The organism is Streptomyces sp. CNT372 (assembly GCF_000377145.1).
In genome coordinates this window covers 17,529-40,619 of sequence record NZ_KB897794.1, presented here as the reverse complement: position 1 = coordinate 40,619, position 23,091 = coordinate 17,529, and the positions used below count along the sequence as shown (strand labels likewise).

At 74.0% G+C, this 23,091-nt stretch carries 22 protein-coding genes and 1 pseudogene; 8 read left to right on the top strand and 15 right to left on the bottom strand.

Features of this window, described 5'->3' with window-relative positions:
* Positions 1–55 precede the first annotated feature (55 nt).
* On the top strand, positions 56–832 hold the full coding sequence (locus tag C593_RS0127510) for a PhzF family phenazine biosynthesis protein (protein WP_018850548.1): 777 nt from the start codon (positions 56–58) through the stop codon (positions 830–832).
* Positions 833–989: 157 nt separating this feature from the next.
* Here the strand turns inward: C593_RS0127510 and C593_RS0127505 are convergent, their stop codons facing one another.
* Positions 990–1,640, bottom strand: a complete 651-nt coding sequence (locus C593_RS0127505) for a biliverdin-producing heme oxygenase (RefSeq protein WP_018850547.1) — start codon at positions 1,638–1,640, stop codon at positions 990–992.
* A gap of 237 nt (positions 1,641–1,877) precedes the next feature.
* A complete protein-coding gene (map, locus tag C593_RS0127500; RefSeq protein WP_018850546.1) occupies positions 1,878–2,735 on the bottom strand; it encodes a type I methionyl aminopeptidase in 858 nt (285 codons plus the stop codon).
* Positions 2,736–2,792: 57 nt separating this feature from the next.
* On the opposite strand from map, the gene C593_RS0127495 reads away from it, so the two are divergent.
* Positions 2,793–3,035, top strand: coding sequence for a hypothetical protein (locus C593_RS0127495; protein WP_018850545.1), 243 nt, complete (start codon positions 2,793–2,795; stop codon positions 3,033–3,035).
* Between the two features lie 220 nt (positions 3,036–3,255).
* On the opposite strand, the gene C593_RS0127490 is transcribed toward C593_RS0127495, so the two are convergent.
* Both C593_RS0127490 and C593_RS0127485 read right to left on the bottom strand, forming a co-directional pair.
* Positions 3,256–4,548 carry an MFS transporter gene (locus C593_RS0127490; protein ID WP_018850544.1) on the bottom strand — a complete coding sequence of 431 codons (1,293 nt, stop codon included), beginning with the start codon at positions 4,546–4,548 and terminating at the stop codon, positions 3,256–3,258.
* Positions 4,549–4,716: 168 nt separating this feature from the next.
* Positions 4,717–5,325, bottom strand: a complete 609-nt coding sequence (locus C593_RS0127485) for a hypothetical protein (protein ID WP_018850543.1) — start codon at positions 5,323–5,325, stop codon at positions 4,717–4,719.
* A 96-nt stretch (positions 5,326–5,421) separates the two neighbouring features.
* Here C593_RS0127485 and npdG point away from each other — a divergent pair, with 96 nt between their 5' ends.
* On the top strand, positions 5,422–6,135 hold the full coding sequence (gene npdG / locus C593_RS0127480; protein ID WP_018850542.1) for an NADPH-dependent F420 reductase: 714 nt from the start codon (positions 5,422–5,424) through the stop codon (positions 6,133–6,135).
* Positions 6,136–6,216: 81 nt separating this feature from the next.
* A complete protein-coding gene (locus tag C593_RS0127475; protein ID WP_486591197.1) occupies positions 6,217–6,480 on the top strand; it encodes a hypothetical protein in 264 nt (87 codons plus the stop codon).
* A gap of 101 nt (positions 6,481–6,581) precedes the next feature.
* On the opposite strand, the gene C593_RS0127470 is transcribed toward C593_RS0127475, so the two are convergent.
* Together C593_RS0127470 and panB are read right to left on the bottom strand one after the other, a co-directional pair.
* Complete coding sequence (locus C593_RS0127470) at positions 6,582–7,388, bottom strand: site-2 protease family protein (RefSeq protein ID WP_018850540.1); 807 nt, start codon at positions 7,386–7,388, stop codon at positions 6,582–6,584.
* Between the two features lie 178 nt (positions 7,389–7,566).
* Complete coding sequence (panB, locus tag C593_RS0127465) at positions 7,567–8,472, bottom strand: 3-methyl-2-oxobutanoate hydroxymethyltransferase (protein ID WP_018850539.1); 906 nt, start codon at positions 8,470–8,472, stop codon at positions 7,567–7,569.
* Positions 8,473–8,915: 443 nt separating this feature from the next.
* On the opposite strand from panB, the gene C593_RS0127460 reads away from it, so the two are divergent.
* Complete coding sequence (locus C593_RS0127460; protein ID WP_018850538.1) at positions 8,916–9,941, top strand: endonuclease/exonuclease/phosphatase family protein; 1,026 nt, start codon at positions 8,916–8,918, stop codon at positions 9,939–9,941.
* A gap of 61 nt (positions 9,942–10,002) precedes the next feature.
* Here C593_RS0127460 and C593_RS0127455 read toward each other — a convergent pair whose 3' ends face one another.
* Together C593_RS0127455 and C593_RS32125 are read right to left on the bottom strand one after the other, a co-directional pair.
* On the bottom strand, positions 10,003–11,763 hold the full coding sequence (locus C593_RS0127455; RefSeq protein WP_018850537.1) for an NAD+ synthase: 1,761 nt from the start codon (positions 11,761–11,763) through the stop codon (positions 10,003–10,005).
* 377 nt (positions 11,764–12,140) lie between these two features.
* Positions 12,141–12,568: pseudogene (locus C593_RS32125) on the bottom strand (CBS domain-containing protein).
* A gap of 279 nt (positions 12,569–12,847) precedes the next feature.
* Between C593_RS32125 and C593_RS0127450 the strand changes: the two are divergent.
* Positions 12,848–13,510 (top strand): GOLPH3/VPS74 family protein, encoded by a 663-nt coding sequence (locus C593_RS0127450; protein WP_018850536.1) that lies wholly within the window; start codon positions 12,848–12,850, stop codon positions 13,508–13,510.
* A gap of 367 nt (positions 13,511–13,877) precedes the next feature.
* On the opposite strand, the gene C593_RS0127445 is transcribed toward C593_RS0127450, so the two are convergent.
* From C593_RS0127445 to C593_RS0127435, 3 genes are all read right to left on the bottom strand, one after another.
* Positions 13,878–14,582 carry a DUF305 domain-containing protein gene (locus tag C593_RS0127445; RefSeq protein WP_020610408.1) on the bottom strand — a complete coding sequence of 235 codons (705 nt, stop codon included), beginning with the start codon at positions 14,580–14,582 and terminating at the stop codon, positions 13,878–13,880.
* Positions 14,583–14,598: 16 nt separating this feature from the next.
* Positions 14,599–15,246, bottom strand: a complete 648-nt coding sequence (locus C593_RS0127440; RefSeq protein ID WP_018850534.1) for a thioredoxin-like domain-containing protein — start codon at positions 15,244–15,246, stop codon at positions 14,599–14,601.
* 97 nt (positions 15,247–15,343) lie between these two features.
* On the bottom strand, positions 15,344–15,682 hold the full coding sequence (locus C593_RS0127435) for a hypothetical protein (protein ID WP_020610407.1): 339 nt from the start codon (positions 15,680–15,682) through the stop codon (positions 15,344–15,346).
* A 406-nt stretch (positions 15,683–16,088) separates the two neighbouring features.
* Between C593_RS0127435 and C593_RS0127430 the strand changes: the two genes are divergently transcribed.
* Together C593_RS0127430 and C593_RS0127425 are read left to right on the top strand one after the other, a co-directional pair.
* Entirely contained in the window at positions 16,089–17,450 is a 1,362-nt protein-coding gene (locus C593_RS0127430) for a glutamine synthetase family protein (RefSeq protein ID WP_018850532.1), read from the top strand.
* A gap of 387 nt (positions 17,451–17,837) precedes the next feature.
* On the top strand, positions 17,838–18,026 hold the full coding sequence (locus C593_RS0127425; protein WP_018850531.1) for an antitoxin: 189 nt from the start codon (positions 17,838–17,840) through the stop codon (positions 18,024–18,026).
* A 151-nt stretch (positions 18,027–18,177) separates the two neighbouring features.
* Here C593_RS0127425 and C593_RS0127420 read toward each other — a convergent pair whose 3' ends face one another.
* The 4 genes from C593_RS0127420 to C593_RS30665 form a co-directional block, all read right to left on the bottom strand.
* Positions 18,178–18,798, bottom strand: coding sequence for a DUF7691 family protein (locus C593_RS0127420; protein ID WP_018850530.1), 621 nt, complete (start codon positions 18,796–18,798; stop codon positions 18,178–18,180).
* Positions 18,799–18,960: 162 nt separating this feature from the next.
* Positions 18,961–19,764, bottom strand: a complete 804-nt coding sequence (locus C593_RS0127415; protein WP_018850529.1) for a class I SAM-dependent methyltransferase — start codon at positions 19,762–19,764, stop codon at positions 18,961–18,963.
* Positions 19,765–20,131: 367 nt separating this feature from the next.
* On the bottom strand, positions 20,132–20,566 hold the full coding sequence (locus tag C593_RS0127410; protein ID WP_018850528.1) for a VOC family protein: 435 nt from the start codon (positions 20,564–20,566) through the stop codon (positions 20,132–20,134).
* A gap of 322 nt (positions 20,567–20,888) precedes the next feature.
* Positions 20,889–23,003 carry a PIG-L family deacetylase gene (locus tag C593_RS30665; RefSeq protein WP_018850527.1) on the bottom strand — a complete coding sequence of 705 codons (2,115 nt, stop codon included), beginning with the start codon at positions 23,001–23,003 and terminating at the stop codon, positions 20,889–20,891.
* Between the last annotated feature and the right edge of the window lie 88 nt (positions 23,004–23,091).

The following is a 23,091-nucleotide window of genomic DNA, read 5'->3' as shown; positions in this document are numbered from 1 at the left end:
CCCGGCTTCCCGCAGGGGGCGGCGGCCGTGCGGGGGGAGGTGCTTCAATGCCGGGGTGAAGGAACTCGACGTGCTCCGCGTGTTCTGCGCCGGCGACGGCCGGTTCGGCAACGCCCTCGGTGTGGTGCGCGATCCGCGCAGCTGCCCGGACCGGGCGTCACGGCAGGCCCTGGCCGCCGAACTCGGCTACAGCGAGACGGTGTTCGTCGACGACCCGGAGCGCGGTGTCGTCGACCTCTACACCCCCGGCACCCGGCTCACCTTCGCCGGCCACCCCCTCGTCGGCACCGCGTGGCTGCTGGACCTGGAGTCCGTGCACCCGCCGGTGGGCGAGGTATGGGCGCGCCACGACGGGGAGTTCACCTGGATCACCGCCCGCGCCGACTGGGTCACTCCGCGGGTGCTGACGCGGTACGCGTCCCCCGCGGAGGTCGACGCCCTGCCCGCGCCCCCGCCCGGGGAGGGCTGGCTCTACGCGTGGGCCTGGGAGGACGAGGCGGCCGGCCGGGTCCGCGCCCGCGGCTTCCCCCGGCGCGGGGACGGCGTGGACGAGGACGAGGCGACGGGCGCCGCGGCGCTGCTGCTGACGGAGGCGCTGGGCCGGGCACTCAACATCACCCAGGGGCGCGGCTCCCAGATCCTCACCGCCCCGGGCCCCGACGGCATCGTGGAGATCGGCGGCCGGGTCCGTCTCGCGTCCCCCGCCGCCACCCGCCCGGCCCCGCCCGCCGCCGCCCCCGGCCTGCGTATCGCCCCCCTGACCCCGCGCACCTCGGGCCGCTCCCGCCTCCCGCACGCGGTGACCCTGCCGGACGCCACCCCGACGGGCTGACGCGCGGGTCGCGCCGGGCGCGCCGGACGCGCGTCGGACAACGAGTACGGCGCGGCCACCCCCTGGGGCGGCCGCGCCGAGGCGGTGTGGGCGCCGGTGCCTCCGTATCGGTGTTCGTATGTTTCTGCGGCGGTGGGCGCATGCCCGCGCGAGGGCGTCACGCGCTGAGCGGGAACTCCGTGCTCAGCTCGCGGAAGACGGCCCCGTTGCAGTCGAACGCCCGCTTGCACTCGTCGACGATCCGCTGCTTCTCCAGGTCGTCCGCCGGCACCGCGTCCAGCAGGGCGCGGTACTCGCGCTTGAAGGCCGCCGGGTTGCCGATCTCCTCGAAGACGTAGAAGCGGACGCCGTCGCCCTTGCGGGCGAAGCCCCAGGTCTTCTCCGCGCGGTCGCGGATGATCTGGCCGCCGGACAGGTCACCGAGGTAGCGGGTGTAGTGGTGCGCCACATAGCCGCCCGGCCAGGTGCGCGCGCACTCCGCCACCCTCGCCGCGTACGCCTCGGTGGCGGGCAGCGGGGCCAGACCCGCCGCCCAGTCGGGGCCGCGCAGATGCGCGAGGTCGCGCTCCAGCGCCGCCGTGCGCATCAGCTCCGGGCGGACGAACGGCCCGGCTACCGGGTCCTCGCGGAGCGCCTCGGCCGCGTCCTCCAGCGCGCGGTACACGAACCAGAGCTGCTCGGTGTAGCGGGTGTACGCCTCCACGCCCAGTTTGCCGCCGAGGAGGTGCCCCATGAAGGGCGAGGTCTCCGCCTCGGTGTGCTGCTCGTGCGAGGCGACACGGATCTGCGTGGAGAAGGGCGTGTCCAAGGCGGACCTCCGGGACCGGAAGGGAAGGGAACCAGCTACGATCCTCGTACTTAGGCTTACCTAAGTCAACTGGTTTCCGACAGGCTGTCGGTAAGTATCTTCCCCGACCAGCGCCCGGAAACGCCACCGCCGGAACGCCGCCGGCCGGAAACGCGTCCGGCCCGGGACGGCGCCGCGCGGGCGGGCCGTCCCGGGCCGGAGCCGGGCGGAGAAGGGGGAGGGGAGGAGGGCAGCGCGTCAGGGCAGGGTCAGGATCTCCGCGCCCGTGTCCGTCACCACGAGCGTGTGCTCGAACTGCGCCGTCCGCTTGCGGTCCTTGGTGACCACGGTCCAGCCGTCCTCCCACATGTCGTACTCGTGCGTCCCCAGGGTGAGCATCGGCTCGATGGTGAACGTCATGCCCGGCTGGATCACCGTCGTCGCGTGGGCGGCGTCGTAGTGCGGGATGATCAGACCGGAGTGGAACGAGGAGTTGATCCCGTGGCCGGTGAAGTCGCGGACCACGCCGTAGCCGAAACGCTTCGCGTACGACTCGATCACCCGGCCGATCACATTGACCTGGCGGCCCGGCTTGACCGCCTTGATCGCGCGGTTCAGCGACTCCCGGGTGCGTTCCACCAGCAGCCGGGACTCCTCGTCCACGTCACCGCAGAGGTAGGTCGCGTTGTTGTCGCCGTGCACACCGCCGATGAACGCCGTGACGTCGAGGTTCACGATGTCGCCGTCCCGCAGGACCGTGGAGTCCGGGATGCCGTGGCAGATCACCTCGTTGACCGAGGCGCACAGCGACTTGGGGAAGCCCCGGTAGCCGAGGGTCGACGGGTAGGCGCCGTGGTCGCACAGGAACTCGTGCGCGACCCGGTCCAGTTCGTCCGTGGTCACACCGGGCGCGATGTGCTTGGCGGCCGCCTCCATCGCCTGCGCGGCGAGGCGCCCGGCGACGCGCATCCGCTCGACGGTCTCGGCGTCCTGCACCTCCGGCCCGGTGTAGGGCGTCGGCGCGGGCTTCCCGACGTACTCGGGGCGCCGGATGGACGCGGGGACGGAGCGGGTGGGGGAGAGCGTCCCCGGTACGAGCAGCGACTGGCCAGACATGCGAGCGAGTCTAACCAGCCGGGGCGGGGCAGCATGGATCAGAGGAAGGAGCTCACCATGGCCCTGTTCAAGAAGCGCACGGTCGGCAAGCCGGGCGAGTGGTACTACTGCCTGGAGCACAAGAAGGTCGAGGAGGGGCCGGAGTGCCCCGCGAAGGACCGCTTCGGACCGTACGCCTCACGGCAGGAGGCCCAGCACGCGATGGACACCGCGCGCGAACGCAACCTGGAGTGGGAGAACGACCCCCGCTGGCACGACGCTCCCCGGCCGGGGGAGGGCCCCCGGTCCGGCGGGGAGTGACCGGGGGAGTGACCGGCAGGGCGGCGCGCCGGTCCGGGGAGCGAGTCCCGGGCCGGCGCGCCGCCCGCGTGCTGCGGGCTCGCGCCCCGGTTCCGCCCGTGGGTTCCGCGCTCGCTCCCCGGCCGCGCTCGCGCGCCCGGTTCCGCCCGTGGGCTCCGGCTCCGCCCGTGGGCTCCGGGCCCGCCCGCGGGTTCCGGGCCCGCGCGGTCAGGCGTCGCGGTCAGGCGTCCGCCGCCTCGCCTTCCGCCGCCTCCTTCTGGGCGCGCCGCCGGACCGCGTCCTCGTCCGTGGTCGCGTCGTAGGTCACCAGCTTCGGCAGCGCCGCCGTCAGCAGGCCGACGGCCGCCACGCACGCCAGGCCGCCGCTCCAGATCGCGGTCCGGGTGCCCGTCCAGCCCGCCGTCGCACCCGCGCGGACCTGCCCGAGCTGCGGGCCCACGCTGTACGACAGCACCTCGATGCCCGCCAGCCGGCCGCGCAGCTCCTCGGGGATCGTCTGGTTCCAGATGGTCGAGCGGCCCAGCCCGCTGAGCATGTCGCCCGCCCCGGCGAAGGCCAGACAGAGCAGCACCAGCCAGACGTTGGAGAACCAGCCCGCGGCGAGGATCGCCAGGCCCCAGCCCGTCGCCCCGAAGACCACCAGCAGCCCGTGCCGGCGGACCCGCGAGGTCCAGCCGCTGGTCAGGCTGAGCACCACCGATCCGACCGACCCCGCCGCGTACATCAGGCCGAGCGACCACTCGGCGTCCAGATCGTCCGCGAGGAAGGGGAAGATCGTGTTCGGGAAGGCGAAGAACATCGCGGCCAGGTCGATCGCGTAGGTGCCCAGCAGCACCGGACGGCTCCACGCGTACCGGGCGCCCTCCGCGATACCGCGCAGTGAGGGCTTCTCCGCGTCGTGCGCGGGCGGCGCGGGGGCGAGGCCCAGGCAGAGCACCACGGACGCGGCGAAGCCCACGACGGTCACCGCGTAGGCCGTGGCGTGGCCCGCGTAGGCGACCACCACACCCGCGAGGGCGGGGCCGGCGATGGCGCCGAGCTGCCAGCGCAGGGCGTTCAGCGCGGCCGCCGCCGTGAGCTGGTCGTGCGGGACGATCCGGGCCAGCAGGGAGTCCAGCGCGGGACGCTGGAGACCGGCCAGCGCGGAGACGCCCGCCGCGACGACGTACAGGGGCCACAGCAGCGGCTCCGGGAGCATCGCGTTGACCAGCAGGATCACCGCGAGGACACCGAGACCGGCCTCGGTGCCGAGGATCAGCCGCTTGCGGTCCACCGCGTCGGCGAGCGCCCCGCCGTACAGGCCGAACACGACCAGCGGCACCAGTTCCACCGCGCCCATGGCACCGACCGCGAGCGGCGAGCCGGTGAGCTCCTTGATCTGGAGCGGCAGGGCGATGAGCGCCATGAAGCTGCCGAAGTAGGTGACCAGCCCCTGTACCCACAGGAGGCGGAAGTCGCGCGACGAGCGCCAGGGGGAGAGGTCGGGCAGGACCGCGGTGAGCTTGGATGTCACAACGGGTCATGTTCGGACGGTGGAGACCCGGGCGGCAAGCCGTTTTCGTCCGAGCGGGATGCGGCTCCCGGCGCGGGCCCCGGGGCGGGTTCGGCGGACGGCCGGTCGGCGAGCACGTGGAGCGCCGGCCGGCGCGGACCGCGGGGCCCGGGCTACCAGGGGTCCGGGCTACCAGGGGTCCGGTGGCGGGGCGGTGAGCTGGTCCGCCAGACGGGAGAGACGGTCGCGCAACCGCCGCCGCCCGCTCCCGCGCGGCACCGGGACGCCGTTCTCCCCGACGGCGGCGCTCACCAGATGCTGCACCACGTCGATGTCCACCTCGGCCCCCGGCCCCACCGTCAGCGCCTCGTGCGCCAGTCCGCGCACCTCCGGCTCGCCGCCCTCCAGCGCCAGGACCGTCGCCCCCGCCCGGCGGGCGTCGTGCACCCGCTCCAGCAGAGCCTCCCCGGGCAGCCCCGGCGCCACCACCAGCAGGGTCTCCCCCCGGCGGGCCGTCTCCAGCCGGCCCAGCCCCACCGCCAGATGGGCCGGGTCGCCGGGGCTCACCCGGTGCCGGACCAGGACCGGCTCCAGCTCCGGACGCCCCGACCAGGCCGCCTCGTCCACCAGGTGTGCCGCCATGTGCCACGGCTCGTACGCCTCGGTCCCCACCAGCAGCAGCCCGCCCCGGCGGCGCCCGGCCGAGGCCCGCAGCGCCCGCGCGAAGTGCCGGGCGGCCCACGGCCACTCCGTCCCGGCGAGCACCTCGCGCAGCAGCGCGACCCGTACGGCGTCCATGCCTCCGTATCCTCCGGCCCGCCGGGAGCGCCGGGGCCGGAACCGGGGGCGGGCTCACCCGTTCGTGTGCGGACGGCCACGGATAGGCTCGGGCCCATGACTTCCGACAACACTGCGGGCGCCCCCGCGAAGGCCCCGGCCAAGGACCCCTGGGACCTCCCCGACGTATCCGGACTCGTCGTCGGCGTCCTCGGCGGGACGGGCGACCAGGGCCGGGGGCTGGCCTACCGGCTGGCCCGCGCCGGCCAGAAGGTGATCATCGGTTCACGGGCCGCCGAGCGGGCCGGGTCCGCCGCCGCCGAGCTGGGTCTCGGCATCGAGGGCGCCGACAACGCGGAGTGCGCGCGGCGCAGCGACGTCGTGATCGTCGCGGTGCCGTGGGACGGCCATGCCAAGACCCTGGAGAGCCTTCGCGAGGAACTGGCCGGCAAGATCGTCGTCGACTGCGTCAACCCGCTCGGCTTCGACAAGAAGGGCGCCTACGCGCTCAAGCCGGAGGAGGGCAGCGCCGCCGAGCAGGCCGCCGCCCTGCTGCCGGACTCGCGGGTGACCGCCGCCTTCCACCACCTCTCCGCGGTGCTGCTCCAGGACGCCTCGATCGAGGAGATCGACACCGATGTGATGGTGCTCGGCGAGTCCCGCGCCGACACCGATGTGGTGCAGGCGCTCACCGCCCGCATCCCGGGCATGCGCGGGGTGTTCGCCGGGCGGCTGCGCAACGCGCACCAGGTGGAGTCCCTCGTCGCCAACCTGATCTCCGTGAACCGCCGCTACAAGGCACACGCGGGCCTGCGCGTCACCGACGTGTAGACCGCGCCCGGCCCGGGCGCGGTCGGTGCCCGGCCCGTCCGTGGCCCGCTGCGGCGGGCCACGGACGGGTGCGCGCCGGGCATGGGGGACACTGGACGGGACGTATCCCCGCGTACCCCTCGGGGAACCCCGACCGCAGGACCCGGACAGGAGCCGTACCCCATGCCCCGCCTCGCTCTCTACGCCCTCGTCGTCTGCGTGCTCGCGGTCGTCGCCGCCGTGGTGTCCTTCGCACAGGGCATGTGGCTCGGCATCGTGTGGGTGCTGCTCGCCGGGGTCTCCTCGAACATGGCCTGGTACTACGTGCGCCGGGCCCGGGCCGAGCGCGAGGCCGCCTCCGCCTGACCCGGGCGGCCCCGGCGCCGACCGCGGTCCGCCGGCCGACGGCAGGCCCGCTCACGGGCCCACCGGCTGGTCCTGCCCCGGCTCAGTCCACGGGCGGTGGCTCAGTCCACCGGCACGGCGCAGAAGCCGGACTGCCCCTCCCAGAACTGGAACAGCTCCCGGCCGCAGTAGACCGCCTCCCGGGGCACGCCCAGCCCGTCCATCAGCGCGTACACCGCGTCGAAGAAGACCGCGTTCACCCCCGGTATCCACAGCAGGGCGAAGACCGCCAGCAGGCCGAACGGGGCGAAGGGCTCCACCTGGCGGCGCAGCCGGTGCGGCAGCCAGGGTTCGAGCACGCCGTAACCGTCCAGGCCCGGGACGGGCAGGAAGTTCAGGATCGCGGCCGTGACCTGGAGCAGTGCCAGGAACGCCAGGGCGAGGACGAAGGGCAGCGGCACCCCGTCCAGAGCGCCGAGCCAGAACGGCGCGGTGCACACGACGGCGAACAGCACATTGGTCAGCGGCCCCGCGGCCGAGATCAGGCTGTGTCTCCAGCGCCCCCTGATCCGGTGCCGCTCGATGAAGACCGCGCCGCCGGGCAGACCCAGCCCGCCCATGATCACGAACAGCACCGGCAGCACGATGCTCAGCAGGGCGTGGGTGTACTTCAGCGGGTTCAGCGTCAGATAGCCCTTGGCGCCGATCGACAGGTCCCCGCTGTGCAGGGCGGTGCGGGCGTGCGCGTACTCGTGGAGGCAGAGGGAGACGATCCACGCCGAGAGCACGAAGAGGAACACGGCCACGCCGGGCTGCGCCGCGAAGCCCGTCCACACGGCCCAGCCGGAGACGGCCATGACGGCGAGGATGCCCAGGAAGACAGGGCTGATCCGTCGGTCGCTGTGGCGCCTGGCGGTGGCGGTGGACATGGACGCGGCTCCCGTGCTCGGCCGCCACGGCGGCGGCCGTGACGGAGTGTGACAACGGGACAACGTCCACGGGGTCGCGCCGGTTCCTGGAGACCGGGACGGGTTTCGCGGGCGCCCGGGAACGGCGACAGCCCGCCGACGGGGGAAGATCGGCGGGCTGTCGTGGTGCCGGAGATGGTCAGTGGAAGGCGTGCTCCTCGGCGGGGAAGGCCCCGCCCGCGACGTCCTGGGCGAAGGCCCTCGCCGCGTCGCCGAGGGTCTGCCGCAGGTTCGCGTACTGCTTGGTGAAGCGCGGGACCTTGCCGCCGGTCAGACCGGCCATGTCCGTCCACACCAGGACCTGGGCGTCCGTGCCGTCGCCCGCACCGATGCCCACGGTCGGGATGTGCAGGGAGCGGGTCACCTCGGCGGCCAGCTCGGCCGGCACCAGCTCCAGCACCACGGCGAACGCGCCCGCGTCCTGCGCGGCCTTGGCGTCCCGCAGCAGCCGGTGCGCCGCCTCGTCGCCGCGGCCCTGCACCCGGTAGCCCATGGTGTTCACGGACTGCGGGGTCAGACCCAGGTGGGAGACGACGGGGATGCCGGACTCGACGATCAGCTCGGTCTGCGCGAGCGAGCGCTCGCCGCCCTCCAGCTTCACGGCCCCGACCCCGGCCTCCTTGACCAGCCGGGTCGCGTTGCGAAGGGCCTGGACCGGGCCCTCCTGGTACGAGCCGAACGGCAGGTCGCCGATGACGAGGGCGCGCTTGGTGCCGCGTACCACCGCGGCGGAGAGCAGGGTCATCTCGTCCATGGTGACGGGCACGGTGGTCTCGTAGCCGAGGTGGCAGTTGCCCATGGAGTCGCCGACCAGGATGACCGGGATGCCGGCCTCGTCGAAGACGGACGCGGTCATCGCGTCGTAGGCGGTGAGCATGGGCCACTTCTCACCGCGCTCCTTGGCGGCGGTGATGTCGTGGACGGTGATGCGGCGGGTCTGAGCGCCCCCGTACAGCGCCTTGCTGTCGGTCTTCCCGGCGGCCGGGCCGCCCGTGCTGCCGGCGGAGGGCCCCGCGGGCTGGTTCTGCGCAGCCTGAAGCGTCATGGCTGATCGGCTCCCTGTTCGTCATCTCGAGGCGCCCTGACGGCGTCCCCGGATCCCCTCCATGGTGGCACTTCGTGCCGCCCGCGCGGAAGGGGGCCGCCGCCGAGGGGTCCCCCGGGCCCGCCACGCCGAATGTGCGCGTTCTGTCACAGCGTCCCGACCAGGGCGGACGCCAGGAACCCGGGAGGAGGGGCGCTCGTCCTGGAACGTGTGACGCCGTCCCCTCGGGGCCGGGCGGACGCGATCATCGCCTAGGGTCTCTCCCGGGGCGGGCCCGGCGGGATTCCCGGGACGGACCGGGGGGCGCGCAGGGGCTCCCGACGTCCGCACGGCGCTCCCGGTCCGGCCCCGCGGGGTCGTCCGACGGACCCGTGGGCGGCGGCGCTGCGGGACGCCCCACGGCGGACCCGGTGGTGTGGCAGCACAGCAGTGAGGACAGCTCTATGGCGCAGGCGTACACGGCGGAGACGGACAGCGACACGACGGGCACCCGGCCATCGGGACCCCGCCTGCGGGTCCTGCTCGACCGGTGGCGCGGCGACCGGGGCATCTGGCGGCGCGGGGCGCTGCTCGCGGCCCTCGCCGTGGTGGTGGCGCTCACCATGATCCTGCACGCCCAGATTCCCAACCGGATCGGCAACCTCGGCAGTCTCACGGAGACCTTCCTCCCGTGGCTCGGCCTGTTCGTGCCGGTGATCCTGGTGGGCGCGCTGGTGCGCCGCTCGGCGACGGCGCTGGTGGCCCTGCTGCTGCCGGTGGTCGTCTGGCTGAACCTCTTCGGCGGCCTGCTGACGAGCAAGTCCTCGGCCTCCGACGGCGAGCTGATGGTCGTCTCCCACAACGTGAACGCCGAGAACCCGGACCCGGCCGGCACCGCCCGCGAGATGGTCGATTCGGGCGCCCAGGTCCTCGCCCTCCAGGAGCTGCCCGCCGGCAAGGTGGCCGCCTACGAGCGGGCCCTGGCCGAGGAGTTCCCGTACCACGTGGTCAAGGGCACGGTCGGGCTGTGGAGCACGTACCCGCTCACCGGGGTGTCCGCCGTCGACATCCGCCTCGGCTGGGACCGCGCCCTGCGCGCCACGGTCGCGGTGCCGGACAAGCCCGTCGAGGTGTACGTGGCCCATCTGCCCTCGGTGCGGGTGAAGATGAACGCGGGCTTCACCGCCGGGCAGCGGGACGCCAGCGCGGACGCCCTCGGCGAGGCCATCGCCCGCGCCCGCCACGAGCGGGTGGTCCTCCTCGGCGACCTCAACGGCACCATGAACGACCGCGCGCTGAACGCGGTCACCTCCCAGCTCCGCTCCACCCAGGGCGCGGCGGGCGACGGGATGGGCTTCAGCTGGCCGGCCTCGTTCCCGCTGGCCCGGATCGACCAGATCATGGTGCGGGGTGTGGAGCCGCTCGCGTCCTGGACCCTGCCGCGCACCGACAGCGACCATCTCCCGGTGGCGGCCCGCGTCACCCTCTGAGCCCGGTCGGCTCAGAGGGTGACGCGAGGCGAGTCCGGCGGCGAGCCGGCCGGGACCGGTGTCAGCCGCCGGTCGTCTCCCGCCAGCGGTTCGTGATGGGCAGGCGCCGGTCCTTGCCGAAGCCCTTGGCGGAGATCTTGGTACCCGGCGGGTACTGGCGCCGCTTGTACTCGGCGGTGTCGACCATCCGCAGGGTCTTCGCCACCAGCTCCTCGTCGAACCCGGCCGCCACGATGGCGTCCTTGCCCTGGTCCCGGTCCACGTACAGCTCCAGGATCCGGTCCAGGACGTCGTAGTCGGGCAGCGAGTCGGTGTCCACCTGGCCGGGGCGCAGCTCGGCGCTCGGCGGCTTGGTGATGGACGCCTCCGGGATCGGCGGGGTCTGGCCGCGCTCCCCGGCGGCCCGGTTGCGCCACTTCGCGAGCCGGAACACGGTCGTCTTGTAGACGTCCTTGATCGGCCCGTACGCGCCGACCGAGTCGCCGTACAGGGTCGAGTAACCCACCGCCAGCTCGGACTTGTTGCCCGGCGCGAGGACGATGTGCCCCTCCTGGTTGGAGAGGGCCATCAGCATCGTGCCGCGCAGCCGCGACTGGAGGTTCTCCTCGGCGAGACCGGTCAGACCGAGGGACGTCATGTACGCGTCGAACATCGGCTCGATGGGCACGGTGCGGAAGTTCAGCCCGGTGCGGCGGGCCAGCTCGGCCGCGTCGCCCTTGGAGTGGTCCGAGCTGTACTTGGACGGCATCGAGACGCCGTACACGTTCTGCGCGCCCAGGGCGTCGCAGGCGATGGCCGCGACCAGGGCCGAGTCGATACCCCCGGAGAGGCCGATGATCACCGAGCGGAAACCGTTCTTCGCGGCATAGGCGCGCAGCCCGACGACCAGGGCGGTGTAGATCTCCTCGTCGTCGTCCAGGCGCTCCGCGTACCCGCCGGTCAGCTCCGGCTCGTAGGCGGGCAGCGGCTCCTCGGAGAGGACCACCCGGTCGATGCGCAGCCCGTCGTCCACGGTGCCCGTGACGGGCAGGGCCGCGGCGGCGGGCAGGTCCAGGTCGATCAGGACGCTGCCCTCGGAGAACTGCGGGGCCCGCGCGATCACGTTGCCGTCGGCGCCCACCACGATCGAGTCGCCGTCGAAGACCAGCTCGTCCTGTCCCCCGATCATCGCCAGGTACGCGGTGGTGCAGCCCGCCTCCTGGGCGCGCTTGCGCACCAGCTCCAGCCGGGTGTCGTCCTTCTCCCGCTCGTACGGGGAGGCGTTGACGGACACCAGCAGGCCCGCGCCCGCGCTGCGGGCCGCCGGGACCCGGCCGCCGTCCTGCCAGAGGTCCTCGCAGATCGCGAGGGCGACGTCCACACCGTGCACGCGGATCACCGGCAGGGTGTCGCCGGGCACGAAGTAGCGGAACTCGTCGAAGACGCCGTAGTTCGGCAGGTGGTGCTTGGCGAAGGTGAGCGCGACGGCGCCGCGGTGCAGCACGGCCGCCGCGTTGCGCGGGGCGCCGGCCGGCTGGCCGTACTTGGGCTGCGCGGTCTCGGCGCGGTCCAGATAGCCGACGATCACGGGCAGTTCGCCGAAGCCCTCCGCCGCGAGCCGTGCGGCCAGCTCCTTGAGCGTGGCGCGGGAGGCGTCGACGAAGGAGGACCGCAGGGCGAGGTCCTCGACGGGGTAGCCGGTCAGCACCATCTCGGGGAACGCTACGAGGTGCGCTCCCTGCTCGGCGGCGTGCCGGGTCCAGTGCACGACCGCCTCGGCGTTGCCGGCGAGATCGCCGACGGTCGAGTCGATCTGGTTCAGGGCGAGGCGTAGTTGAGGCACGGGAATCAGTGTAATCGTCTTTCTGACGCGATGTCCCGGGGTGGGGGCGGGGGGCGGGCGTGACCTTCGTCGCGGGGCCTGGCCGGGAGGAGCCTGCCCCGGCGGGGCCGGGGCCGCCCCGGCAGGGCCGGGCGCGGCCCGGGTCCCGCCGGGGTTTCCGTGGGGCGGACGGGGGCGCCGGCGCGTGGCGCGGTTCCGGTGCGCCCGTGGGGCTCCGGGACCCGGTCGTGGGGCGCGGTCCCGCCGTCCCGCGCGCGGGGGTGCTCCACCCCGTGCCGGCCACTCCTGGTCGCCCCGCCGTCCCGCGCGCGCAGGCGGCTCGCTCGGCGACGTCGCCGCCCGGGCCCCTGCGCTCCCGCCGTCCCGCGCGGGGTGGCTCAGCGCGGGCCGGAGGCCGCGTAGACCTGCTCGGCCAGGCCGCGATCTGCGGTTCGCTCAGATGCCGGGCGAGGTCCGCCTCGCTGATCATGCCGACCAGGCGCTTGTCCTCGACGACCGGGAGCCGGCGGATCTGGTGGCCCTGCATCTCCCGCAGTACCTCGTCCACGTCCGCGCCCGCGTCGATCCAGCGCGGCGTCCCCTGCGCCATGTCACCCGCCGTCACCTTCGACGGGTCGTGCCCCACGGCCACACAGCCCACGACGATGTCGCGGTCGGTGAGGATGCCGCACAGGCGCTCGTCGGCGTCGGCGATCGGCAGGGCGCCCACGTTCAGCTCGCGCATCAGCTGCGCCGCGCGGTCGAGGGTCTCGTGTGCGGGGATCCACTGCGCCCCGGGGTGCATGATGTCCTTCGCCGTGGTCATCGGCTCCGCCTCCTGCGTGCTGCGTCGGATCGTTCCCCGAGCCCCTGCCATTCTCGATGGGCCGTCCGGGGTACGCGACCCCTGGACCCGGCGGGAACCGGCGGGCCCCGGACCCGACGGGACCCGACCGGACCGCTGGACCCGACGGGCCCCCGGCCGGACCCTCGGACGGCGCGGAACCCGGCCGCCCCGCCGCGCGTCCTTACGGGTGCGCGCCCCGGAACGCCCCTGCGCGGTCCGGCGCACCCGACCACCGCTGTGCGACGAGGGGAGCCGTCCGTGCCCGTGAGCCTGGGTGAAGAGATCATGCTGCTGTCCCTGGACGACGAGTCGGGCGCCGCCAAGGAGCTGTCCTCGGCCTCCTGGGCCGTCGCGGGCGGCATCGTCCTCGACCTGGCCCTCGCCGGCCGGGTGAGTGTCACCGGCAAGCGCGTCGCCGTGACCGACCGGACCCCGGTCGGCGACGCGCTGCTCGACGGACGGCTGACCGCCCTCGCCGACTGGTGCGACAAGCGCCGCGCCCCCAAGGTCGCGAGCTGGCTGACGAAGGACCAGGCCAGGGCCCCGCGTGCCGCGATCGAGAGCATGGTCGGGCGCGGGCTCGTCACCGAGCAGCGGCGCAACGCCCTCGGCATATTCATCATCCGCCGCTACCCGGAGGCGGACGGCACGGTGGAACGCGAGCTGCGCGCCCGTCTGAAGGACACGGTCCTGGCCGGGGCGCGGCCGGACGACCGCACGGCGGGGCTGGTCGCCCTCCTGCAGGGCGCCAAGCTGCACCGGATCGCGTTCCCCCGGGTGCCGCGCAAGGAGGTCGAGCCGCGGATGAAGGAGATCGCGGACGGGCAGTGGGCGGGACGCGAGGTCCGTGAGGCGATCCGGGAGATGCAGGCGGCGATGCTGGCCGTGACGGCGGCGACGGTGGCGGTCGCCGCCGGCTGAGGCCCGGCGCCGGCGCCGGGGCCGGCGCCGCGCACCCGCCCCGCGCCCGGCCCGACACCGGACGCGCACCCCGTCCCGGGCCCGGGACAGGGTGCGCACCCCGTCGCGCGCCTCGGGCGCCGGACGCCGGACGCCGAGGGGCCGGCCACCCCCGCGAGGGTGACCGGCCCGTCCGGCCTTCGGCCGCGACCGCGATCGGGGTCCGACCGGCCTTCGTGTCCGGGCCCTTCGTGTCCGGGCCCTTCGTGTCCGGCCGGCCTTCGTGTCCGGGCCCTTCGCGTCCGGGCCCTTCGTGTCCGGCCGGCCTTCGTGTCCGGGACCTTCGATTCCGTCCGGCCGGCCGGACACGCCGTGGCCGGGTCCCGGCTCAGAGCTCCGGCCGCGCGCCCCGCTTCTTCAGCAGGCCCACCATCAGCTCGACCTCCGATTCCTGCCCCTGCACCATCGTGCCGGCCAGATTCCGCTCGGCGCCGACCTCGCAGCGCTCCACGCAGCCCTCGGCCATCGCGATGCCGCCGTTGTGGTGGGCGATCATCAGCCGGAGGTAGAGGACCTCCGCCTCCTTGCCGCTCAGCCGGCCGAGCTCCTTCAGTTCCGCCTTGGTGGCCATACCCGGCATCAGCCGCCCCTCGTCGTCCGGGGAGCCGTGGCCGTTCGCACCCCCGTGGCCGCCGTGTCCGGAGCCCTCGCCGCCGCCGTCACCGCCCCGGCCCGCGTCCGGTCCGTGCATCCACGCCATCGGCTCGGTGCCCGCCTCGACCTTCGGCAGGCCCCACAGGTCCAGCCAGCCCAGCATCATCCCGCGCTGGTTGGCCTGGGTGTTGGCGATGTCGTACGCGAGCCGCCGGATCTCCTCGTTCTCCGTCCGGTCCCGGACGATGAACGACATCTCCACGGCCTGCTGGTGATGGACCGACATGTCCCGGGCGAACCCGGCGTCCGCCGAGTCCGGGGCCGGCGTGCCCGCCCCGGACCTGCCGCCGCCGTCGCCCGCCGTGGCCACCGTGGCGGCCCCGGCGAACAGCAGCGCCAGCACCACCGCCGTGATCGCGGCCCAGTGCGTGCGCGTCATCCCGTTCACGTCCGGATCACTTCCCGTCCAGGCCGCCCGTGCAGGCCGCGCCCGGCTCCGGGGTCTGCGGGCCCTGCACGTACTTGGTGAAGAACTGGTTGACCCGCGGGTCGTCGGCCGAGTCGACCGTCACCTGCTTGCCCCAGGCGCTGAGCATGATCGCGCCCTTCTGGTCCTTGTACGGGCTCATCAGCGAGTACGGGGTCTCCTTGACCTTCTCGCCGAGCTTCTTCACATCCGCCTCGGGGGCCTTGTCGGTGTAGGTGACCCACACGGCGCCGTGCTCCAGGGAGTGGACCGCGTTCACCTCGGGGATCTCCTCGGTGTAGACGTCACCGTCGCAGTTCATCCACACCGGGTTGTGGTCGCCGCCCACCGGGGGCTTCATCTCGTACGTGACGGGCGTGTCCACGTGCTTGTTGGTGAGCTTCTTGGCGTCCCAGCTCTGCTCCTGCCCGATGGGCGCCTTGGCGGCGGCCTCCGCCGCGGCCTTCTCGTCGGACTCCTTCTTGAGCACATAGCCGCCGAAGCCGACCAGCCCGGCGACCACGACGGCGCTGACGCCGATGGTGATGACGCGGTTGCGGCGCTCACGCGCCTGCTCGGTGCGGCGCATCTGCTCTATTCGGGCCCGGCGCTCGTTGGTGGTGTTGCGGGAAGCCATGGAGGTCGTCCTTCGTAAGACGGGGGTCTGTGGGGGTGGTGCGCGCGGCGCGCGGGTGCGCGGCGCGCCTCGTGCCGTGGTGCGGCGTGCGGGCCTCTCAGGCCCGCAGCACCTGAAGGACGTGCAGATCCGGGGCGCGGGGGAGTGCCCCGGAACGTCGCGGCCCGCCGGGGGCGGCGGGCGGGACGGTGTACGGGGGCTCGGAGGCCGCCTGGAGCGGGGCGTCGAGCGGGGGCGCGCTCAGCACCGCCGGGTTCAGCACGGGCATCAGCCCGCAGTCGCCGCGGTCGTACGGGCAGGTGAACGCCGGCCCCCGGTCCGCGCCGTGCCCGTCGACGGCGGTCACCCCGTGGCGCTGCTGCTCCTGCGCGCCGTGGTGGGAGACCGGCCCGGACGGGCCGAGGCAGAGGAACAGCGCGCCGAGGAGCGTCACCACCGCGCTCAGTAGAGCCGTGGGACGCGCGACGCGCGAGACGCGGTGACCCCGCGAACCCCTCCTCATGGGCCGAGATCGTAGTCGGGGAGCGGCACGCGGGGACCACATGGTGACCGATCCGGCGGCGGGGCCACGGGACGAAACGGTCCGGGTACGGGCGAAAGGGTGTCCGGGCACCCCGGAGCGGGGGTGCCCGGCCGTCACCGCCGTGCCGATCCGCGACCGGACGGTGCCGGACCCACCGCGACGGTGCCGACGGAGGCGGGAGTTGCCGCTCCTGGCCGTACGGGTGGGCCCTGACCCACAATGGTCACAGCCGCGGTGCGCAACGCGCCGGAAACCGAGGGATGGCATGCTCGGGGCGGCAGCACGCGGCGCGACCGGCAACGATGGGTGGAATTCTCGAATGGACAAGCAGCAGGAGTTCGTGCTCCGCACGCTCGAAGAGCGCGACATCCGCTTCGTGCGCCTGTGGTTCACCGATGTGCTCGGCTTCCTGAAGTCCGTCGCCGTCGCCCCCGCCGAGCTTGAGCAGGCGTTCGACGAGGGCATCGGCTTCGACGGCTCCGCCATCGAGGGCTTCGCGCGCGTCTACGAGTCGGACATGATCGCCAAGCCGGATCCGGCGACCTTCCAGATCCTGCCCTGGCGCGCCGAGGCCCCCGGCACCGCGCGCATGTTCTGCGACATCCTGATGCCCGACGGCTCCCCCTCCTTCGCCGACCCCCGGTACGTGCTGAAGCGGGCCCTGAACAAGACCTCCGACCTGGGCTTCACCTTCTACACCCACCCGGAGATCGAGTTCTTCCTGCTCAAGGACAAGCCCGTCGACGGCAGCCGCCCGACACCGGCCGACAACTCCGGCTACTTCGACCACACCCCGCAGAACGTGGGCATGGACTTCCGCCGCCAGGCCATCACGATGCTGGAGTCCATGGGCATCTCGGTCGAGTTCAGCCACCACGAGGGCGCCCCCGGCCAGCAGGAGATCGACCTCCGCTACGCCGACGCGCTCTCCACGGCGGACAACATCATGACCTTCCGCCTGGTCATGAAGCAGGTCGCGCTGGAGCAGGGCGTCCAGGCCACGTTCATGCCGAAACCGTTCTCGGACCACCCCGGCTCGGGCATGCACACCCACCTCTCCCTCTTCGAGGGCGACCGCAACGCGTTCTACGAGTCCGGCTCGGAGTACCAGCTCTCCAAGGTCGGCCGCTCCTTCATCGCGGGCCTGCTGCGCCACGCGGCGGAGATCTCCGCGGTCACCAACCAGTGGGTCAACTCCTACAAGCGCATCTGGGGCGGCTCCACCCGCAGCGCCGGCGCGGGCGGGGAGGCCCCCTCGTACATCTGCTGGGGCCACAACAACCGCTCCGCCCTCATCCGGGTCCCGATGTACAAGCCGGGCAAGACGGGCTCCGCCCGCATCGAGGTCCGCTCCCTCGACTCCGGCTGCAACCCCTACCTCTCCTACGCGGTCCTCCTCGCCGCCGGCCTCAAGGGCGTCGAAGAGGGCTACGAACTCCCCGCCGGCGCCGACGACGACGTCTGGGCCCTCTCCGACGCGGAACGCCGCGCCATGGGCATCACCCCGCTCCCGCAGAACCTGGGCGAGGCGATCGACCTGATGGAACGCAGCGAACTGGTGGCGGAGACGCTGGGGGAGCACGTCTTCGACTTCTTCCTCCGCAACAAGAAGCAGGAGTGGGAGGAGTACCGCAGCGAGGTCACGGCCTTCGAGCTGCGCAAGTCCCTGCCGGTGCTGTAGGCGCGTCCCGTCCGGACGCAACCGGCGTGCCCCTTCTCGGCGTTCATGTAGGCGAGAGTGCGCGCCCGGTCGGGCGCCGGGGGCAGCCCCCGCCGGGGGCCGCCGGCGGGGTACGGGGGAGAGGGGTCGGGATGCGGCGGCGCAGGGAGCGCAGGTGCAAGTGGTGCGGGCGGGAGCTGGCGCCCGGAGGGTGGTGGCGGGCGCGGCGGTACTGTCGGCGGCGGCATCAGGTGTACAACTGGTTCACGTCGGTGTTCGAGACGGTGTTCGATTGCCTGCCGAGCTGAAACCGCAGGTCAGTGCCGGATCGCTGGTCTGGAGATGCGGTCCTCCCGCGCCCGGCCGACCCTGGAGGGACGGCGATTCCTGCGTCGAGGAGGAGACCACATGTCCATGATGGACAAGATCAAGAACAAGCTCAAAGGTCATGAGGACCAGACCGGCAAGGGCATCGACAAGGCCGGCGACACGGTCGACGACAGGACCCAGGGCAAGTACAAGGACCAGGTCGACACGGCACAGGACAAGATGAAGGACCAGTTCGGCGGCCGGCGCGAGGAGCCGCCGCAGCAGTGACCGAGCGGTGACGGTGTGCGGCAGGCGGACGGGACCCATGAAGCGCCCGGCCGCCCCCGGCCCCGGTGCCCGGCGATGCCGGGACCGGGGCCGGTGCGCGCGACGAGCGCGCCGGGTCCGCCGGGGCATCGGCCAAGAACCCGCCCGGGCGTCAGGTGAAGAAGAAGTAGATCGTGTCCTCGGTCCGGCCGCGCGCCTTCGCGTGCGCCCACTCCTCCGCCTCGAAGCGCATCAGCTTCGCGAAGTGCTGCGCCGTGTGCTGGAACTCCGGCGCCAGCCGGTGCAGCACCGCCTCGTACGCGTCCGCCAGCGGGCCCGCCAGAGCGGTGGCGAGGGTGCCGATGGACGGAAAGGCGTCCCCCGGGTGCGGGAGCCGGATCGGCGGGCCGGCGAAGAGGAAGTCTCCCGGCCGCAGCGGGGGCGGGACACCGCAGCCGGCCAGCTCCGCGTCCATCGCGTAGAACCACGACGGACGGCGCCAGGCCCCGAGGTCGACCGGGTCCGAGAAGTGGCGGGACACCAACGCGTCGAAGGCGTAGGTGTATTCGGCGCCCATCTCCGAACCGGGCGTGCCGTCGAGCAGTTCCTCCAGGGCCTGTTCGACGGTGAGCCGCAGGCGGACGCCCTCATGGGCGTGGCGCGCGTCCCGCTCCCGGCAGTGCTGGCGGATGCTCTCCAGCACCCGTTCCTGGTCGTCGGTCCGCTCGACGGAGGTGAGCAGCCGGATCACCTGCCGCATGTCGCCGGTGCTCATCCGCAGGCAGTAGCTCACGAGCCTTCCTTCCCCCCGCGCGGTCGCGCGTCCGTGCGTTCGTGCGTCGTCCTCGGTCCCACCCATGATCCCTGACGGGGGCGGTGCCGTCGCCCGGTCCGTTGGTCCGTTGTCCCTCACTACGGCCGGTGGGGCGTGGTTGCTCAGCCGGGCGACGGTGGATCAGCCGGCCGGCCGGCGGAAGAGGGCGGCCCAGAGGAACGGTTCGCCGAAGTGCGGGGAGTCGGCCGGCTCGTCGCGCATCCGGCGCAGTTCGACCTCGTCGAGCAGGGGGAGGGTGCCGGAGCCGGAGAAGATTCCGCGCAACTCCTCGGCCCCGTAGGCGAGTCCGCCGCCCAGCCCGCCGTCCCGGTAGAACGCGGTGTCCGGCAGTTCGGACCCCATCGCGCCCGAGGCGAAGCAGGTGAGGGAGAACAGGCCGCCGGGCGCGAGCAGGCGGTCGGGCAGGGCAAGATGACTGATGCGGCGGTGCGGCGGCAGATGGTGGAAGCAGCCCGAGTCGTGGATCAGGTCGTACGGGCCGTCCAGCTGTGTGGTGAACGCGTCGCCCTGGATGAACCGGACATCGACACCCGCGTCCCGCGCACGTTCCCGCCCCCAGGCGACGGCGGTCGGCGAGAGGTCCACGGCGTCCACGGCGAACCCGGCGGCGGCGAGGTGCACCGCGTTCCGGCCGGGACCGCAGCCCAGGTCGAGGACCCGCCCGCCGGACGGGACCAGCCCCCGTTCGAGGGCCGAGACCAGGCTCTCGTCGGGCTTGGGGACGAAGAACGGCACCGGCCGGTCCCGGTCCGCGTAAAAGCCGTCCCACCAGTCGGTGCCGCGCTCGCCCCAGCGGTCGGCGGCGGGGGCGAACAGGTCGTCCAGCAGGGTGAGTACGTCCTCGACGGTACGGATGCCGCGGTGCCCAGTCCGGTCCGCGCCGGTGCCCGTCGTGAGGTCCCTCGTGGTGTCGGTGCCATGCATGCGAGTCCCCTGTTCCGCGCGTTGCCGTAGGGCCCAACGGTACGCGGTTCAGGGGTGTTTGCCCAGGTCAGGCGGGGTTCGGGGCGGGCTTCGACGGGCTGCTGGGGGCCTGGCGGAGGCGGGTGGGCCCCCGGGTCCGGCGGGCGGGGCGGGGCCCGGGGAACGGCCCTGAAGGCCCGCCCCGGGGTCGTTCCGCGGCGACCCGGGGCGGGTTTCCGGGCGTTCTTCAACGGGGCTCCCCGGCAACCCCGTCCGAGGTCGCCGCCCGGGAGGAAGCGGCCGTAGGGGGAGCCTCCGCCCTCACTCCGGTGTGCGGGTCGAGCCCGCCCGTCGCAGGGGCCCCGACGGCCCTGGGCCGGCCCCGGCGTCAGCGCTCCGAGAGGGGTGACGGCGCTTCCTGGACGCACCAGGTGTTGCCGTCCGGGTCCTTGAAGAACATGAACGCGTTCCACTCCTGGCCGCTCGGGCCGTCCTCCCAGCCCGTCTCGCCGACGTGCTGGACCGGCGTGACGGGCACGCCCCGGGCGGACAGCTCCTCGTGGGCCCGGGCGATGTCGGTCACGCAGAGCTGGAGGGAGTGCAGGGAGCCGGGGGCCATCGCCGGCTGCTGCGGGTGCTTCGGCATGCCGGACATCAGGGCGACGGAACAGCGCGAGCCCGGCGGGGTGAGCTGGATGATGCGCATGCCCGGGGCGACCTCCTGGTCGAGGTCGACACGGAAGCCGACGGCGTCCGCGTAAAAGGTCTTGGCGCGGTCGATGTCGGTCACCGGGATCGTGGCGACTTCGAGGGTCATGTCCATGGCGTCAGGGTCCTCTCGGAGGGAGCGGGTGCGGGAGCGGGCGGGGCGGTCTGCGTCGGGACGCGCCGGCGCGGGTCGCGGACACGAAGGAGACCTGCCTTCCGGGCGTCGTGCACGGGGCCGCCGCCCGTGCGTTCTCCAAGGGGGACCGTACGAGCCCCCGGAACTCATCGCACCCGGGGCCGCCCGCCCCGAACTGGGTCGGTCCCGCCACCCCGCCGGACCCCCGGACCGGACCGGGTGCCGTCACCCCGCTGGACCGCCCCGGACCGGACGGGTGCCGTCACCCCGCCGGGACCGCCCGCACCGGACCGGATACCCGTCAGCCCGCCGGGACCGCCCGCCAGCCGCCCCCCGCGCCCGGCGCGGTCCAGTACAGCCGCCCGTCCAGGCCGATCGCCCCCGCCCCGGCCTCCGTCCCCGAGGGTGCGCCCGCGAAGAGGGGGGCGTCCGGGCCGGTCTGCCAGCGTGGGGAGCCCGCCGCGCGGCCCGCCGTGCCCGGGCCGGGGGCGTACGTACCGGGGGTGCCGGTGCCGGAGCGGACCGTGAGCCAGGTCCCGGCCGGGCCGGAGGCGCTCACCGGGCCGAAGCCCGAGACACCGCCGAGGTCGGTGACGGCCGGCGCCGTGACCGTGCCGTCCGCGAAGTGCGCCGAGCGCACCGCGCCCGAGGACGGCTTCCGGAACAGCAGCCGCACCCCGTCCCCGTTGCCGTCCGGGGCCGCGCTCAGCGCCAGGGTCGTCGGGGGCAGGCCGGTCGCCGTCGGGCCGGACAGCGGCGCGCCCGCGCGCGGCTGCGCCCACGCGACCACGCTCAGCGGCGTACCCGCGAACACGTACTGGCGGCCCTGCGCGTCCGTGGCCACCGCCGGGTCCCCGTGCAGATCGCGCCCGCCCCGCCCGCGCCACCGCGCCCAGCTGCCGTCGGCGTGCTGCGCGGTGGAGCTGAGGCTGTAGCGGCCGTTGCGCACGTACACCGTGATCCGGCCCGCCGGGTCGACGGCCGCCGCCGGGGCACTGATGTCGGACAGGGCGTGCGCGTCGCCGTGCTCCGGGGTGCCGAGGGAGGTCCACGGGCCGAACGTGCCGTCCGCCGTGCGCTGCACCGCCGTGACGACCTCGCGCCGGTAGTCCGCCGGGCCGCCGTCGAGGACGGTACGGGTGCCGAAGACCGCGATCCGCCCGTCCGGCAGGCGCAGCGAGCTCACCCCGCTGTCCAGGCCCCGGCCGGGCAGCAGCCGGGGGCCGGTCCAGTCGCCGCCGGCCGGGCGGTGCCAGACGGCGAGCCGGGTGTCCAGCACCGAGAACGCCCACAGGCCCCCGTCCCGGCCGGGCTGCGTCCAGGAGACCGACTCGCCCCGGGAGTAGCGGATCGACTGCGTCCAGCCGTGGCCGCCGGGGCGGGAGGCCACCTTGCGGTCGCCGCAGCCGGCGGGTGCGCCGCAGTAGTTCTCCGTGTCCATCCAGGCGTAGGTGTGCATGGTGCGCAGCTTGGCCGCCGCGGTCTCCGGGTCGAGGGTGCGGGGGAGGCCACCGTTGAGATAGCCGAGGTAGTTCTGCACCCCGAACGCGGGCCGGTCCCGGACAGCCGCGTACTGGGCGAGGGCCGCCTGCGCGAACCGGGCGCCGTACATGTGGTCCTGGTGGTCGGTGGCCCGGCCGGTCTTCAGCGAGCGGCCGGGGGTCGGGTCCTGCATCCGGACGTGGGTGGGCCGGAACCGCTCCAGCAGGCCGGCGACCGTGTCGACGACGTCCTGCTTGGAGTACGCGAAGCCGTGCCGGACGGGGGAGCCGGAGGCGAGCTGGGAGGGGAGTTCGGTGATCCGGCCGTCCCACAGGCCGTGCAGGCTGACCGGCCGGTCGCCGGAGACCGAGCCGGCCTCGCGCAGCTGCACCCACACCAGGGAGATCTCGGGCCGGGCGGCGAGCACGTCCAGCTCGGCGGTGGCGCCGCCCGCGGTGGGTATCTCGGTGCGGCGCCAGGGGCTGGTCCGGTCGCCGGTCGCCATCTCGGCGTAGGCGGCGCGTATGCCGTTCTGCCGGGCCTCCGCGTAGTGCGCCTTGTCGGCGGCGGGAACGGCGTCGGGGGCGAACGGGCCGGTGCGGGCCGCGTTCACGCCGTCCGACTCACCGGCCGTGAGGTACACCGAGGTCAGCCGGGTACGGGCCTCGACGGACTGGCGGGTGTCGGGGTTCATGAAGAACAGGTCGTCGTCCGGGTGAGCCACGATCTGCACGACGGAGGCGGGGACGTGCGCGGCGGGCACGGGCCGGGCCTTCGGGGCCGCCTGCGTCGCGCCCTCGCGGGCGTCGCCGGAGGACGCGCCGGGTGCGGCGAGAAACCACCCGGCCACCGCGACCGGGACGATCAGCAGAGCCGCCGTCGGGCCTCGACGGGACAGCAGGGCAGGACGGCGGCGGGACCCGGACGAGCGCATGGCGGTGGTGGTGCTTTCGGTGTTCAGGTGGCAAGACGCGGGCGGGCCCGGCCGCGTGGACTGCGAACGGGATTCCGCGGTCCGACCG